Below are 14,732 nucleotides of genomic sequence, written 5' to 3'. Positions count from 1 at the left end.
CTTTTGCCGCCCATCGCAAATCGGTAGACTGCGCGAATTGATTAATAATTACTCTCAGTTATGTTTTATCTCAATGCAGTCACCCTACTATGGGCATTCTCCTTTAGCCTGATCGGCGTGTATCTCGCTGGTCAGGTCGATTCTTGGTTCTCTGTACTGATGCGCGTCGCATTGGCCAGTGTGGTTTTTCTGCCGTTTCTCAAATTCAAAGGGATCAGTAAAACGCTGATCGGCAAACTGATGCTGGTTGGCGCTTTTCAACTTGGCCTGATGTACTGTTTCTACTACCAATCTTTCCTGCTGCTGTCGGTGCCGGAAGTGTTGCTGTTTACCGTTTTCACGCCCATTTACGTCACCCTGATTTACGACCTGTTGAAAGGGCGCTTCTCCCCTTGGTATTTGCTCACGGCGCTGATTGCCGTAGCTGGTGCAGCGCTGATTAAATTCTCCACCATTAATGAGAATTTCTTGCTGGGCTTTTTGGTGGTGCAAGGCGCAAACCTCTGTTTCGCCATCGGCCAAGTGGGCTATAAGTTCATCATGGAAAAAGAGTCGCTGGATTTGCCGCAGCATACGGTGTTTGGCTACTTCTACCTCGGTGCGCTGTGCGTGGCATTGGTGGCGTTTGCTCTGCTCGGCAACGTCGATAAGCTACCGACCACTGATGTGCAGTGGGGCATTTTGATTTACTTGGGGCTGATTGCGTCTGGACTAGGCTATTTTGCCTGGAACAAAGGCGCGACTATGGTCAACGCAGGTGCGCTGGCGGTGATGAATAACGCCTTGGTGCCCGCTGGGCTGATTGTCAATATCGTGATCTGGAACCGCGATGTCGACTTGCTGCGCCTTGCCGTCGGAGGCGGAGTTATTCTGCTATCGCTGTGGATAAACGAACGCTGGGTGAAAGCGAAAGTCGAGCGCGACTACGCACGTACCGTTCGTTGATAAAAAGCTCGTTGATAAAAAAGTCCGTTGATAAAAAACCGCCCACGACATGTGGGCGATTTTTTTAACGTCTCACTCAGTGCATGGGCGTCTCTTGGCGCACCGCTTGAGTATGATTCAGCACTCGCAGCACGCCACTGAACTTATGCAATTTGCGTTCAAGCTTCTCTCTGCGTTTCAGCTGTTTGGCCTTTTGCTTGGCCAACTTAGCCAGTTTCTTGTGGTACTTACGCTGCTTTTTCAGCGCTTTCTTGGCTTTTTTCAGTTGCTTCTTATTGAGCGAAAGCAAGCTTATGGCAAAGCCGTTTAACGGCGCGCTCACCAAGTTTGCCTCTGCACTTTCCACCGGCAAGCTTGGTTTAACCACAATCGGCGCGGGTTGGCTAACTATATGTTCGCTTTGCGCCGCTTTCTGGCGCAACGCTTTTAACGATGGAATCGCTTGCGGCTTACACAATGAACCTTTCGCTGCCGACGAACGAACGCAGGCCCGGCAAAGATATTTGGGCGCGGCGACCAATTGGTGAATTTCCCCCAGTTGATCCGCGATCTCTTTACGGTTCATCTTACAAAAGCGTTTTGCCATGCTACTACTCCAGCGTGCGCGATGTGTATCCATCGTTGATATTTTGAATAATAATAATTCTTACTAAGATATACAGCGCAGCGGAATATTTAGCAAGCGAGTTATCACCGCAAAACGCGCTCCTTTACTTGCCGAGGAGCTAACTCATTGATGCATTAACATAGACGTCAAAACGATTTTTTTTGGTTTCGATCGCCATCGCCGGTTTTTGTCCATCGAGCCACTCGGCATAGTCAGGGCGTTTGACCACGACCCGTTTGCTCGCCAAGGCTAAAGCGGGCGCCAGTAAGGCATCGGCGTCGCTATCGGCGCCCACCAAGGATTGAAACACGCGCATCTCTTTTTTCACCAGCGCACTTTTTTTCTTGTTCTCTGGATGCGGGTACATAGGATCGAGATAGACTACGTCCGGACGGACAAAATTCGGGTCGCTAACCAGTTGCGTTAATGCATCGTGGCTGGAAGCGTGTAGCAGCGACATACGCTCACTGACCCACGGGCCAATTTCCACATCCTGCTTGGCGCGTTGCAAACCATCTTCCAGCAGCGCCGCCACCACCGGATTACGCTCAACCATCTGCACTTTGCAACCTAGCGAAGCGAGCACAAAGGCGTCTCGGCCAAGGCCCGCGGTACCATCGAGCACATTCGGTGTCGCCCCTTTATTGAGCCCTGCGGCTTTGGCGATCGCCTGCCCTTTTCCACCGCCAAATTTGCGCCGATGGCCGACCGCGCCGCCCACCAAATCGACATAAATCGCGCCCAGTTTAGGTTCGTCCAGTTTACGCAATTCCAGCCGCTGCGGTGTCAACACTAGAGCCATCACGCTCTGCTCATCCTGCACCAGTTGCCAGCGAGCGGCGATGGCGTCCAGTTGCGCTTGCATCGTCACGTCTTCACAAATCAGCTGTAGTTGCACTGAAAACTCCCAGAAAAGTAAGAAAATAATCGCCGCGAGTGTAGCGTAACGCTCACAGAAACCCCAGAGATTGTTGGCTGGCAACGCGCCGTTTAACGCTCAAGTTCGGCCAGCAATTCCTCGATCAATTCGCCCAGCGGTTTCGGCTTGCCGATAACGTAACCTTGGGCATAGTCGACTCCGAGTTCCAGCAACCTGTCTATGATGTCTGGATTTTCGACAAACTCTGCCACCGTCTGCTTTTTCATCTGCTGGGCGAGCTCGTTAATCGCGCGCACCATAATAAGGTCCGTCTCGTTTTCATGCATATCGCGCACGAACATGCCGTCGATTTTGACAATATCCAGCGGCAGCTGGCGCAAGTAACCAAATGAAGAGAGGCCCGAGCCAAAGTCATCCAGCGCGATAAGGCAACCCAAAGCTTTGAGCTGGGCAAAAAACTCCATCGCCAACGCGACGTTTTTCATCGCAGCGGTTTCAGTGATTTCTAAGCACAATCTTTCGCAAGGAATCACACTGTTCGCCAGACGATCGAGCAAGAATTGAATGAACTCCGGATTCCCCATCGAATGGCCGGAGAGGTTAATTGAACAGCGCCCCAGACGCGCGACCACCTCAGGCCGCGCTTCCAGCCAATCGAGGGTTTGATTGACCACTTGCTCATCGATCAGATGGGCGATGTTGTAGCGCTCCGACGCTGGCATAAAAATAGCGGGCGACAGATAACGATTATCACTGTCACGAATGCGCACCAAGATCTCAAAGTGCATTTTTTTACATTCCCTGCTGAGCGGCAAAATGCGCTGGGCGAACAGCTCCAGACGATCGTTGGCCAGCGCATCGTGCACAAGATTGACGCTCTCCATCTCCTGCTGGCGGCGCTGCAACTCTTCGCTGTCGAGGCTAAACAGTTGATAGCGGTTGCGCCCAAGCTCTTTGGCGGCGTGGCAGGCGGTGTCAGCTTGTGCGTGGACCATTTGCGGCGAATCGGCGGTATGGTCGATCATGCGAATGCCAATCGAGCAGGTGAGGTTGAGCCGCACCGTCTCCCAGACAAATGGCTCGGCCCCTAAGGTAGCGAGAATCGATTTGGCAACACCAATCGCGGTATGCTCATTGCTGTCTTTAAGTAGCACGGCAAATTCATCGCCGCCGAGGCGCGCCAACACGGCGTTGTGAGGCAACACCTCTTCCAGCATGCTGGCGCAGTATTGGATTGCGGCATCTCCCGCATCGTGGCCGGCGGTGTCATTGAGCACCTTGAGCTGGTCCATATCGATGTACAACATGGCATGCACGCGGCGATGGCTTTCGACTTCGCCCAGCGAGCGCTTGAGTTCGATTTCAAACTGGTTGCGATTGTAAGTGTCGGTCAACAAATCGTATTTCGCCTGATACTCCAACTGCGTCGCCAACTGTTTGTTGTGCGAAATGTCTTCGCCGACAATCAGCACCTGCCCAGACTCGGTTAACGGGCGAATATTTTCCCGCACCCAGACCGCGTCACCATTGGTATGGCGATACTCAATTTCACGTCGCCACACCCCTTTCATATCCGGATCGGGCTGCAATAGCACTTGGCGCGGGTTCATCGCCTTACTGTCGCAATAAAAATCGTGCAGATGATGGCCGAGCATCGACATTTGTGGATACCCCAACAACTGCTGGGCAAAACGATTGACCTGCTGGATGCGATTGTTGGCATCAAGCGTCACCATCATCACCGGTTGCTGCTCGTAGTAATTACGCAGATTCGATTCGCGCTTGTAGAGTTTATCTTCCATCACTTTACGCGAGGTGATATCGCGCGCTTCAAACAGATAACGCGGCGCTTTTTTGGCTTGAGAAGAGAAAGGCTTGAGCGACACTTCCAGCACTATCGAACCTTGTTCGGCGCTCCAGATCTCCGCTTCAAAGGTACTCACCATCGACTCCGAAGAGGCAAAATAGCTCGCTAAACGGGCGCCTGATTCGTCTTCCCAATGCTTGTGCTGCCATAAGGGCCTCTCAAGCGGCATGCCCGGATAAAACAGCAGTGTTTGCAGTTGGCTGTTGCTTGAAATCAGGCAACCGTGCTGATCCAAAATGCCGATGTACTGCAAGCTTTGATCGAAAATCGATTCGAGGATCAGTTGGCTCTCTCTGGCGAGGCTTTCACTGCGGCGCAAACGGCGTAGATAGGAAACTTGCAACAAAATCACGCCCAGCAGCAGCACAAAGGCGATGCCAACCATGCGGAGCTCGCGGCTGTAGCGCTCGAAAAACGGCTCCGGTTTATTGAAAAACACCGAGGCCGATTCTCCTTCCACACCGAGCCCCCAGCGTGCGACCGCTTGATAATCGAGACGAATATCTGGCTCTCCCACCCGCACTTTGGGCAGTGGCGCGCTTGGGTTAGCCAGCACGTTGAGTAACACTTCTCCGGTTTCAAAGCCTTGCTTGTAGCCACTCTGGATCACCCCACCCACCGCGCCATGGCCCACACCGACATCGTGCACCAAATAAATTGGCGAACGGCTCATTTGATTGAGTTTTTTCCAGTCGTCACTGCTGGTCAAATGGCCGCTGATATCGCGATAGTAAGCCCAAAACAGCACCGCATCACTCATGTCCATCCAAGCCGTCTGCTGCGCCAGATCCAGCATATTATCCGGCACCAAGTGCATCACTTTATGCTGATAGCGCGGATGCTCGGTGAGAAAACGGTCGATCTGCACACGCAACGCTTTCCCGCTGATGGAGTGATCCGTCACCACATAGATCTGTTTGACTTGCGGCTGCAAACGCTCAATCAGCGCGATGTTGGCGAGTATGTCGGTGTCTTCGGTAAGGCCCGTGGCTTTTAAACCTGCATGCAAACTTGGCTGGTAATCATTAATTCCGCCAAAGATCACTGGCGTATCACCAAGCTGCTCGGCGAGGCGCTGCATCAACGCCAACGCGATATTGTCGCTGACCACAATCGCGTCGAAATGCTCCTGCTGCAGCTTGGTTTTGTAGAGAAAATAGAGCTGATTGAGAAAACGGGCGCTTTGATTGCGTTTGCTGTCTAAGTAGAGCACGCGCATCGAGATATCACGCTGCTCTAGCTGCTGCGCCAATCCTCGCTGAAACGAGTCGGTCCAGTAAAAGCCTTGATGGTAGGAGTGAACCACCAGCACTTTTTTCTCTTCAGCCGTTGCAAAAGCGCTGCAGCACAGCAGCAGTAAACAGACACAAAAACGCACGCATTCACCTTGTTAATACTGAGACGATTCAGGTGCAAAGCGTGATTGTGCAAGCTGAGCGACCCTTGTTAGTATTATACCCTCACGGCGGTTAAAAAAGGGACAAAGAATGCAGACAACCAACGCCAAACTGGATGAACTCGACCGAGCGATTTTAAAAACGCTGATGGCGGATGCGAAAACCCCCTACGCCGAAATGGCAAAACAATTTAACGTCAGCCCAGCCACCATTCACGTGCGCATCGAAAAGATGAAAGCCGCCGAGGTGATTGAAGGGACAGAAGTGATCGTCAATACCAAGAAACTTGGCTATGACGTGTGCTGTTTTATCGGCATTAATCTCAATGCGGCGCGCGATTATCACTCGGCACTGCAAAAGCTCAACGCCCTTGACGAGGTGGTGGAGGCTTACTACACCACCGGTGCGTACAACATTTTCGTCAAGCTGATGTGCAAATCGATTGAAGAGTTGCAATATGTGCTGATCGATAAACTGCAAGCGATCGACGAAGTGCAGTCCACCGAAACCCTCATCTCGCTGCAAAATCCGATCAATCGCAACGTCAACCCTTAACGCTGCCGTTCAGCAAAAAACAAGGCCAGCTCTGTGGCTGGCCTTGTAAGAAGTATTCGCGCTTTATTGATTTACGCAGCAATACCGCAATGACGCAGCAAAGCATCAATTTGTGGTTCACGGCCGCGGAAGCGTTTGAACAGCTCCATTGGCTCTTCGCTGCCGCCCATCTCAAGAATGTGGTGCAGGAAGCTTTGCCCCGTCTCAGGGTTGAAAATCCCTTCTTCTTCAAAACGTGAGAACGCATCGGAAGAGAGCACTTCAGCCCACAGATAGCTGTAATAACCCGCGCTGTAACCACCGGCGAAAATATGGCCGAAGCTGTGGGAGAAGCGAGCCCACTCCACCGCTGGCAGCACTGCCACTTTCTGTTTCACTTGCGCCAGCGTTTCCAGTACACGTGGGCCGACTTCCGGATCGAACTCGGTGTGCAGGGTGAAATCGAACAGACCAAACTCAAGCTGGCGCAAAATACCCATCGCCGACTGGAAGTTCTTCGCCGCCAACATTTTCTCTAGCATCGCTTTAGGCAGCGGTTCGCCCGTTTCGTAGTGGCCTGAGATAAACGCCAGCGCTTCCTCTTCCCAGCACCAGTTTTCGAGGAACTGACTTGGCAGCTCTACCGCATCCCAAGGCACACCATTGATGCCAGAAACCGCCCCGGTGCTCACTTGGGTCAACATGTGATGGATGCCGTGACCGAACTCGTGGAACAGCGTGACCACTTCATCGTGAGTAAACAGCGCTGGTTTGTTGCCGATCGGACGGTTGAAGTTACACGTCAGATACGCCACCGGCGTTTGCAGCTCGCCTTGCGCGTTAATCCGGCGCACACGACATTCATCCATCCACGCGCCGCCACGTTTGTGTTCACGCGCGTAGAGATCAAGGTAGAAACTGCCGCGCAGCGTACCTTGCGCATCGAAAATATCGAAGAAACGCACCGATTCGTGCCAAACATCGACGCCCTGACGCTCTTGCACACTCATGCCAAACACGCGCTTGAGCACTTCAAACAGGCCACTGACGGCTTTGGACTCAGGGAAATAAGGGCGCAGCTCTTCATCAGAAATTTGGAACAGATGCTGTTTTTGCTTTTCGCTGTAGTAAGCGATGTCCCACACGTTGAGTTCAGACACCCCAAACTCTTGCTCAGCAAACTGACGCAGTTCTTCGACTTCGCGCTCGCCTTGCGGCTTGGCTTTGGTAGCCAAATCATTCAAAAAGCCAAGCACTTGCGCTGGGCTCTCGGCCATTTTGGTCGCCAGCGATTTTTCGCTGTAAGTGTTAAAACCCAGCATACGGGCAATTTCATAGCGTAGTTTTAACTGCTCATTGATGATTTCCGTGTTGTCCCACTTACCCGCGTTCGGGCCGCGATCAGAGGCGCGTGTCACATACGCTTCGTAAACTTCACGGCGCAGCGCTTGGTTGTCACAGTAAGTCATCACTGGCAGATACGACGGTACGTCGAGCGTCAGCAGATAGCCACCCAACTCTTTGGCTTCTGCCGCCGCTTTGGCTGCCGCCAGCGCGGATTCAGGCATGCCTGCCAGCTCTTTTTCATCCGTGATGTGCTTGGTCCAGCCCATGGTGGCATCAAGGGTGTTGTTGGAGAATTTCGAGCTCAGCTCCGACATACGTTTGCTGATCTCACCATAGCGATGCTGCTCGTCCGCAGGCAAGCCGATACCCGACAACTCAAAATCACGCAGTGAATCGGTGATGGTTTTCTTCTGCGCTTGCGTCAGTTTTTGATACTCATCGCTGGCTTTGATGGTTTTGTAAGCTTCAAACAGGCCTTTGTGCTGACCAACCCAAGTGCCGTACTCCGACAACATCGGCAAGCAGCTTTCATAGGCATCACGCAGCTCATCGCTGTTCACCACCGAGTTCATGTGGCTGACGGGTGACCAAATACGGCTCAGGCGATCATCCACTTCCTCAATCGGCGCAATCACGCTTTCCCAGCTCGGGTTGCTGTTGTCCGCCAGCACTTGGTCAATCTTGGCGCGGCAATCGGCAATCGCCTGCTCGACCGCAGGTTTCACATGTTCAGGTTTGATTTGAGAAAACGGAGGCAGATCGGTAAATGTAAGCAGTGGATTCGACATATAAATTCCTTTTGTTTGGCTCATAGGCGTGACTTAGGCAGCCGCGCGTCCAACGGGCTGCGCGCTTCCATCGACTGTTTTTCAGCCAACGGAGGTAACACGTACTGCATTATGACACTACATATGAGCAACAGGTTCAGATTTCAATACTGTGGAGCAATTTTGTCCGTGCTTAGGCTGAGAGATCCATCAACATCCGCATCACTTGCGTATATAATCACCCTATTCATCCCAGACCACACTCTGCCAAGAGTGTTACGAGAGTGTATTTTGCTGAGTTATCGCCACAGTTTTCACGCTGGCAATCACGCCGACGTGCTAAAGCATATTGTTCAGAGTTTGATTCTGGACGCCTTAAAACAAAAAGACAAACCCTTCGTCTATCACGACACCCATTCTGGCGTGGGTCGCTACGATCTGACGCATGAATGGTCGGAAAAGACTGGCGAATACAAACAAGGCATCGCACGAATTTGGGAGCAAAACAATATTCCTGAAGATCTCAAAAGCTACCTCGATGCGATCAAGGCGCTGAATAACGGCGACAACTTACGTTACTATCCTGGTTCGCCACGCGTGGCACGCGCTCAGTTGCGCCCGCAAGATCGCATGGTCCTGACGGAGCTCCATCCAAGCGATTATCCGCTATTGGAACAGGAGTTTCACCGCGATCGCCAAGTGAGCATCTACAAAGAAGATGGCTTTTCACGCCTCAAAGCCAGCCTGCCGCCACAAGAGCGCCGCGGTTTAGTGCTGATTGATCCGCCTTACGAGCTGGCCAAAGAGTACCGTGATGTGGTGCAAGCGATTTACCAAAGCCACAAACGTTGGGCGACGGGCATCTATGCGATTTGGTATCCGGTGGTCAATCGCTGCGACATCGATGACATGTTGGAAGGGCTTGAAGGGCTCGGCATTCGCAAAATTTTACAAATTGAGCTCGGCGTGTCACCCGACACCAACGAGCGCGGCATGACGGCATCCGGCATGATCGTGATAAACCCACCGTGGAAGCTGGAAAGCCAGATGCAAGAGATTCTGCCGTTTCTGCAACAAGCCATCGCGCCAGCGACAGGCCACTGGAAAGTCGAGTGGGTGGTGCCGGAATAACGGCTGAGCGCTCCTCCTCTCTCAGCGCAGCGCCTTAACCGCTGCGCTTTTTTTCACCCAATATCGCCACTTAATCTGCCTAATATTCCTTTAGCGCGAGCTTTTCTAGTCCTCTCATCGCTATTTGTCATAAGCATCGTCACTTTTTCCCATTAAGCAAATTGCTAGACTCGTTTTATGATAGGGGAAAGCGGTGGCATTGACTTCACAACGCGCCACCCCAATCTATGTTGGGCACTCAAAAAATCAATAAGATCTTGGAGAAAGTAATGGCAACGCATTTTGACTATATCTGTATCGGTGGTGGTAGTGGCGGTATCGCATCAGCCAACCGTGCAGCCATGTATGGCGCGAAAGTGGCGCTGATCGAAGCGAAAGACCTCGGCGGCACCTGTGTCAACGTCGGTTGTGTACCGAAAAAAGTGATGTGGCATGGCGCGCAAATCGCCGAAGCGATGAGCCTTTACGCTCCAGATTACGGCTTCGATGTGGACGTAAAAGGCTTTGACTGGAGCAAACTGGTGGAAAGCCGCCAAGCGTACATTGGCCGTATCCATCAATCTTACGATCGCGTGCTCGGCAACAACAAAGTCAACGTGATTAAAGGCTTCGCCAAGTTTGTCGATGCGAAAACCGTGGAAGTGAACGGTGAGCACTACACCGCGGATCACATCCTGATCGCCGTAGGCGGCCGCCCGACCATTCCAAACATTCCGGGCGCGGAATACGGCATCGATTCCAACGGTTTCTTCGACCTAGCTGAGCAGCCAAAACGTGTTGCTGTGGTCGGCGCGGGGTACATCGCGGTGGAAATCGCTGGCGTACTCAACGCGCTTGGTACCGAAACTCACCTGTTCTGCCGTAAAGAATCGCCACTGCGCAGCTTCGACCCAATGATCATCGATACCTTAGTGGAAGTGATGGCGGCAGAAGGCCCAACACTGCACACCCATAGCGTGCCAAAAGAGGTGGTCAAAGAAGCCGATGGTAGCCTAACGCTGCACCTTGAAAACGGTGCCAGCCAAAACGTTGATCAGCTTATCTGGGCAATCGGCCGTCACCCAGCGACTGACGCCATCAACCTGAGCGCAACCGGCGTGGCCACCAACGAGCGCGGTTACATTAAAGTCGATGAGTTCCAAGCCACCAACGTAGAAGGCATTTACTGCGTGGGCGATATTATGGAAGGCGGCATCGAACTCACCCCGGTTGCGGTGAAAGCGGGTCGTCAGCTTTCTGAGCGTCTGTTCAACAACAAGCCAAACGCGAAAATGGATTACGATTTGGTGCCAACCGTAGTGTTCAGCCACCCACCAATCGGCACCATCGGCCTGACGGAACCAGAAGCGATCGCCAAATACGGCGAAGAGAACGTGAAAGTGTACCAATCTGGCTTTACCGCGATGTACACTGCGGTGACGCAACACCGTCAGCCATGCAAGATGAAACTGGTATGCGCAGGCGAAAATGAGAAAGTGGTCGGCCTACACGGCATCGGTTTCGCCGTAGACGAAATGATCCAAGGCTTCGGCGTGGCGATGAAGATGGGCGCAACCAAAGCCGATTTCGACTCAGTTGTGGCTATCCACCCAACCGGTTCGGAAGAGTTCGTCACGATGCGCTAAGGCGCCCCAAAAAGCATAACCGCGGGTCAGTGAGTTGGCCCGCGGTCATTTGCTTCCACCTCACAACCACAAGATCATTCTTGCTGGATCGGTGCTTCTAAACCATAAGATTCATAGATACGAGTGACTTCTCCTGAGCGTCGCATCTCCAATAAAATCGCTTCTAATTGATCTATGTATTGATAATTCGCAGAGCGCTTAGGGACACTAAAAAACCGTCCATTCAGCGACACGTCTTTGTAGGCGATTTTTCTCAACTCCGGATCGCTGTCAAACACCTCCAAACCATGCTGCTCTGAAGTGATAACCAGATCCAACCGACCCGCCTTGAGCATGTTGATCAATTGATCACCCTTGGTGACAAAGTTTGTGCGCAACTTATCCACGTTTTGATTAAATTGCGAACTGTAGAAACTGCCATTGAGCGCACCAATCACATACCCTTTACTGACGATTTCATCAAAATCTTGCGCATCAATGTCAGAGTCTTTACGAGTGAAGTAAAACACTTCTCTTTTTCCGTAGCCCATCAAGAGAGGATGTAAGTACGCCTCACGCTCTTCATTCATCGAATGCAAAGGGATGATGTCAACACCACCTTGTGGAGCAACACCAATGGTTCTCGCCCAAGGCGCTTTGGTCCATTCGATTTGATGACCCATTTTACTGATGGCTTGGGTGATCACATCCCCACCCGGTCCTTTGCACTGGCCATCTTCGTAATAAAGAAAAGGGAGCCTGTCTCGACAATGTCCTTGCCAAGTGACACTGGCCCACAGTGGTGTTGAAAAAAATAATCCTAACCACCCCAACATTAATAATTTAACGGTTCGACTCATGCGAATTCCTCCAGCTAGTCACGGGTAAACGCAGAATCCATCACTGGACTTGGTTTATGTGTTTGCTACTCCTTCATAAGTTTTGCCCAAGTTTGATAAAGTGCAACGGCGGGTAGCCAGTCTGCTTTTTGAAAAAGGCGATAAAGGCGCTGTCTGAGGCAAACTCCAGCCAATACGCCACATCGGTGACACACATCCCAGACGAAAGCAGTTCGATCGATTTGAGCAAGCGCCACTGCTGGCGCCACTCTTGATACGACATGCCCGTGTCGGTTTGAAACATTCGTGTGACGGTTTTGCTACTCAGCCCAACACGCTCGGCCAGCTCAGATGCTGAGGGCGCTAAAAAAGTCTCTTGGGTCATCGCGGTGCGAAACGGTTGTAACCGGGCATCTTGCGGCAAGGGGAGCTGGAAAAAGTGGCGTTTGGCGCTCGCGAACTCTTCCCAAAACAGCGCGACGGTATTGCGCATCTCTGCTTCCGCCTTGTCCCACGGCCAAAACGCCATGCGTTCAATCAACGCTTGCAATAGTGGGTTGACCTCTATCATCACCAACTCCGTTGGCGCCGCGAACTGGCAACAATCAAAATAGAGCGAGCGATAGGCCACCACATTGGTCATCACTGCGCGATGAGATAGGTTGGGCGGGATCCACACGGCTTTGGTCGGCGGCAAGGTACACAGCGAATGGTCCAGTACAAAAGTCATGCAACCTTTCGGCGCGTAAAGTAACTGCCCTTTGCTGTGTTGATGCATGCCGGAATCGTGCTGACCAATCTCAGAGGCGATCCCAATGACGCTGGCGGGCAACGCATCAGCGTCAAATTGGGTTGCTGGGGTAATCACTGCCATAATGTCTCTTACCATCCGTATTCACATCCAGCCATCTTCGCCTGTCCGAATGTTGATATTTTCATTCTGAATGTCGTTAACTTACCCAATATCATGGCAGATATACTCACCGCGAACAAAACAAAGGTGAGAATTGCAATGAAAGCAAAACCCTCTCTTAGCTTAATGGTCGTGATGCTGATGTTTCCGCAAATTGTCGAAACTATTTACAGCCCCGCCTTAGGCTCGATTGCACAGGCATTTAGCGTCTCTTACGCGCAAGCGGCGCAAACTCTCTCGATCTATTTTGGCGCGTTTGCGCTGGGCGTCGCAGTGTGGGGCATTTTGGCGGATCAATGGGGAAGACGCCCCACCATGTTGTTGGGCTTGTTGATCTACGCTGCCAGTGCGTTTACCGCGATGTACACCGACAGCTTTACCGTTTTGATGTTAGCGCGCGCTTGCAGTGCGTTTGGTATCGCTGTCGGCTCGGTGGTGACTCAAACCATGTTGCGTGATTGTTTTACTGGCGCGGAGCTTGGCAAAGTCTTCAGCTTAATGGGCTTAGGGATATCCATCAGCCCGGTGATCGGCATGTTTAGCGGCGGGCAACTCGCCCAGCTTGGCGGCCGTGCGGCGGTCTTTCTGGCTCTGTTTGTCTTGGCGCTTGCCTTGCTGTTCTACAACTTCGTCAAATTGCCAGAAACCCAGCAAAGCAAACATCCCCTTGCACTGGGTGCATTGAGCCGGCGTATGGTCAAAGATGCGCACATCTGGCGTTCGGCCTTATTGGTGGCGCTGTATAACATTGCCCTGTTCTCTTACTACCAACTCGGCGCTTTTGCCTTTGCCACACTCGGTTACTCCGCCGAACAGTTCGGCTACAGCGGCCTCGTGCTTGGACTCGGCTCTTTACTTGGGAGCTACGTGAATAAAGGCTTGTTGGCCAAAAACATGCCACAGCAGAGCTTATTGAAAGCCGCGTCACTGCTTTTGACGCTCGGCGCTATCGCAGTTTACGCGTTACAGGCGTCGATCTGGTTTGTCGCCCCGATGCTGTTGGTGGTGATGGCGTTTGGCATAGCCATTCCGAATGTGCTGAGCATGGCGTTACCACAATACAAAGCGCAGGCAGGCAGTGCTGGCGCGCTATTTGGCTTGATGTATTACCTGTTGATCGGCGCAGGCTTAGCCATCGCAGCGCTCGTCGACCACCTTGGCTGGGTGCTTATCACGTACGGCAGCGCCACTATGCTGCTGACACTATCGGGTAAAACGAAGGGTTAACCAGTATAAAAGAAGGCCATCAAGCGATGGCCTTTTGCGTTTTGGCGCACTATTTTTTACTTCACCGCGCGAACCAGTTCCGCAATACCTTCCCAATCACCGCTGTCCATCATGGCGGTTGGTACCATCCACGTGCCGCCACAGGCGACAACCGATTTCAGCGCGAGGTAATCAGCCACGTTGGATGGACTGACGCCGCCAGTTGGCATAAATTCCACAGGGTAAACCGCGGTTAGTGCTTTAAGCATGTTGACACCGCCTGATGGTTCAGCCGGGAAGAACTTCAGCGTGCGCAGCCCCATTTCCATCGCTTGTTCCACTAGGCTTGGATTGTTAACGCCTGGTACGATGGCCACACCGCGCTGCTGACAGTATTTCACTGTGGTTGGGTTAAAGCCGGGGCTGACGATGAAATCCACCCCCGCTTCGATGGCAATATCCACTTGCTCCGTGGTCAGCACCGTACCTGCGCCAATCAGCAGATCGGGGTACGCTTCACGCATCAGGCGAATCGATTCTGCCGCCGCCTCGGTGCGGAAAGTCACTTCCGCACACGGCAGACCATTTTCCACCAGCACTTTCGCGAGTGGCAGCGCATGCGCCACGTCGTTGATGGCGATAACCGGGACGATTTGGATTTCTCTTAGTCGTTGTTCAAGTGTTTTCATCGATCA

12 protein-coding genes are annotated in these 14,732 nt (G+C 52.3%); 5 read left to right on the top strand and 7 right to left on the bottom strand.

Annotated elements, in window-relative coordinates; translation table 11 throughout:
• Positions 1 to 60 precede the first annotated feature (60 nt).
• The gene (locus EA26_RS01195) at positions 61 to 945 is read left to right on the top strand and encodes a carboxylate/amino acid/amine transporter (RefSeq protein ID WP_039422568.1); all 885 of its coding nucleotides are present in this window, start codon (positions 61 to 63) and stop codon (positions 943 to 945) included.
• 76 nt (positions 946 to 1,021) lie between these two features.
• Here EA26_RS01195 and EA26_RS01190 read toward each other — a convergent pair whose 3' ends face one another.
• The 3 genes from EA26_RS01190 to EA26_RS01180 all read right to left on the bottom strand — a co-directional run bounded on the left by EA26_RS01190 (position 1,022) and on the right by EA26_RS01180 (position 5,677).
• Positions 1,022 to 1,531: a hypothetical protein gene (locus EA26_RS01190; protein ID WP_039422565.1), complete on the bottom strand. Its 510-nt coding sequence runs from the start codon at positions 1,529 to 1,531 to the stop codon at positions 1,022 to 1,024.
• A 139-nt stretch (positions 1,532 to 1,670) separates the two neighbouring features.
• Positions 1,671 to 2,450, bottom strand: a complete 780-nt coding sequence (locus tag EA26_RS01185; RefSeq protein WP_039428672.1) for a class I SAM-dependent methyltransferase — start codon at positions 2,448 to 2,450, stop codon at positions 1,671 to 1,673.
• A gap of 92 nt (positions 2,451 to 2,542) precedes the next feature.
• On the bottom strand, positions 2,543 to 5,677 hold the full coding sequence (locus EA26_RS01180; protein ID WP_039422563.1) for an EAL domain-containing protein: 3,135 nt from the start codon (positions 5,675 to 5,677) through the stop codon (positions 2,543 to 2,545).
• 109 nt (positions 5,678 to 5,786) lie between these two features.
• Here EA26_RS01180 and asnC point away from each other — a divergent pair, with 109 nt between their 5' ends.
• On the top strand, positions 5,787 to 6,251 hold the full coding sequence (asnC, locus tag EA26_RS01175) for a transcriptional regulator AsnC (RefSeq protein WP_039422561.1): 465 nt from the start codon (positions 5,787 to 5,789) through the stop codon (positions 6,249 to 6,251).
• A 71-nt stretch (positions 6,252 to 6,322) separates the two neighbouring features.
• On the opposite strand, the gene prlC is transcribed toward asnC, so the two are convergent.
• Positions 6,323 to 8,365, bottom strand: a complete 2,043-nt coding sequence (prlC, locus tag EA26_RS01170) for an oligopeptidase A (protein ID WP_039422558.1) — start codon at positions 8,363 to 8,365, stop codon at positions 6,323 to 6,325.
• Between the two features lie 270 nt (positions 8,366 to 8,635).
• Here prlC and EA26_RS01165 point away from each other — a divergent pair, with 270 nt between their 5' ends.
• Complete coding sequence (locus EA26_RS01165; RefSeq protein ID WP_039422555.1) at positions 8,636 to 9,475, top strand: 23S rRNA (adenine(2030)-N(6))-methyltransferase RlmJ; 840 nt, start codon at positions 8,636 to 8,638, stop codon at positions 9,473 to 9,475.
• Positions 9,476 to 9,744: 269 nt separating this feature from the next.
• A complete protein-coding gene (gorA, locus tag EA26_RS01160) occupies positions 9,745 to 11,100 on the top strand; it encodes a glutathione-disulfide reductase (RefSeq protein ID WP_039428669.1) in 1,356 nt (451 codons plus the stop codon).
• Positions 11,101 to 11,174: 74 nt separating this feature from the next.
• On the opposite strand, the gene EA26_RS01155 is transcribed toward gorA, so the two are convergent.
• A complete protein-coding gene (locus tag EA26_RS01155; protein ID WP_039422552.1) occupies positions 11,175 to 11,939 on the bottom strand; it encodes a substrate-binding periplasmic protein in 765 nt (254 codons plus the stop codon).
• 73 nt (positions 11,940 to 12,012) lie between these two features.
• A complete protein-coding gene (locus EA26_RS01150; protein ID WP_039422550.1) occupies positions 12,013 to 12,792 on the bottom strand; it encodes an AraC family transcriptional regulator in 780 nt (259 codons plus the stop codon).
• A gap of 138 nt (positions 12,793 to 12,930) precedes the next feature.
• Here EA26_RS01150 and EA26_RS01145 point away from each other — a divergent pair, with 138 nt between their 5' ends.
• Positions 12,931 to 14,058 (top strand): MFS transporter, encoded by a 1,128-nt coding sequence (locus tag EA26_RS01145; RefSeq protein WP_039422547.1) that lies wholly within the window; start codon positions 12,931 to 12,933, stop codon positions 14,056 to 14,058.
• 56 nt (positions 14,059 to 14,114) lie between these two features.
• Here EA26_RS01145 and EA26_RS01140 read toward each other — a convergent pair whose 3' ends face one another.
• Positions 14,115 to 14,726: a bifunctional 4-hydroxy-2-oxoglutarate aldolase/2-dehydro-3-deoxy-phosphogluconate aldolase gene (locus EA26_RS01140; RefSeq protein WP_039422544.1), complete on the bottom strand. Its 612-nt coding sequence runs from the start codon at positions 14,724 to 14,726 to the stop codon at positions 14,115 to 14,117.
• Positions 14,727 to 14,732 lie beyond the last annotated feature (6 nt).

The sequence above is a fragment of the Vibrio navarrensis genome (assembly GCF_000764325.1).
In the GTDB taxonomy this organism is placed as follows: Bacteria; Pseudomonadota; Gammaproteobacteria; order Enterobacterales; family Vibrionaceae; genus Vibrio; species Vibrio navarrensis.
This window is presented reverse-complemented; position numbering and strand designations above follow the sequence as displayed.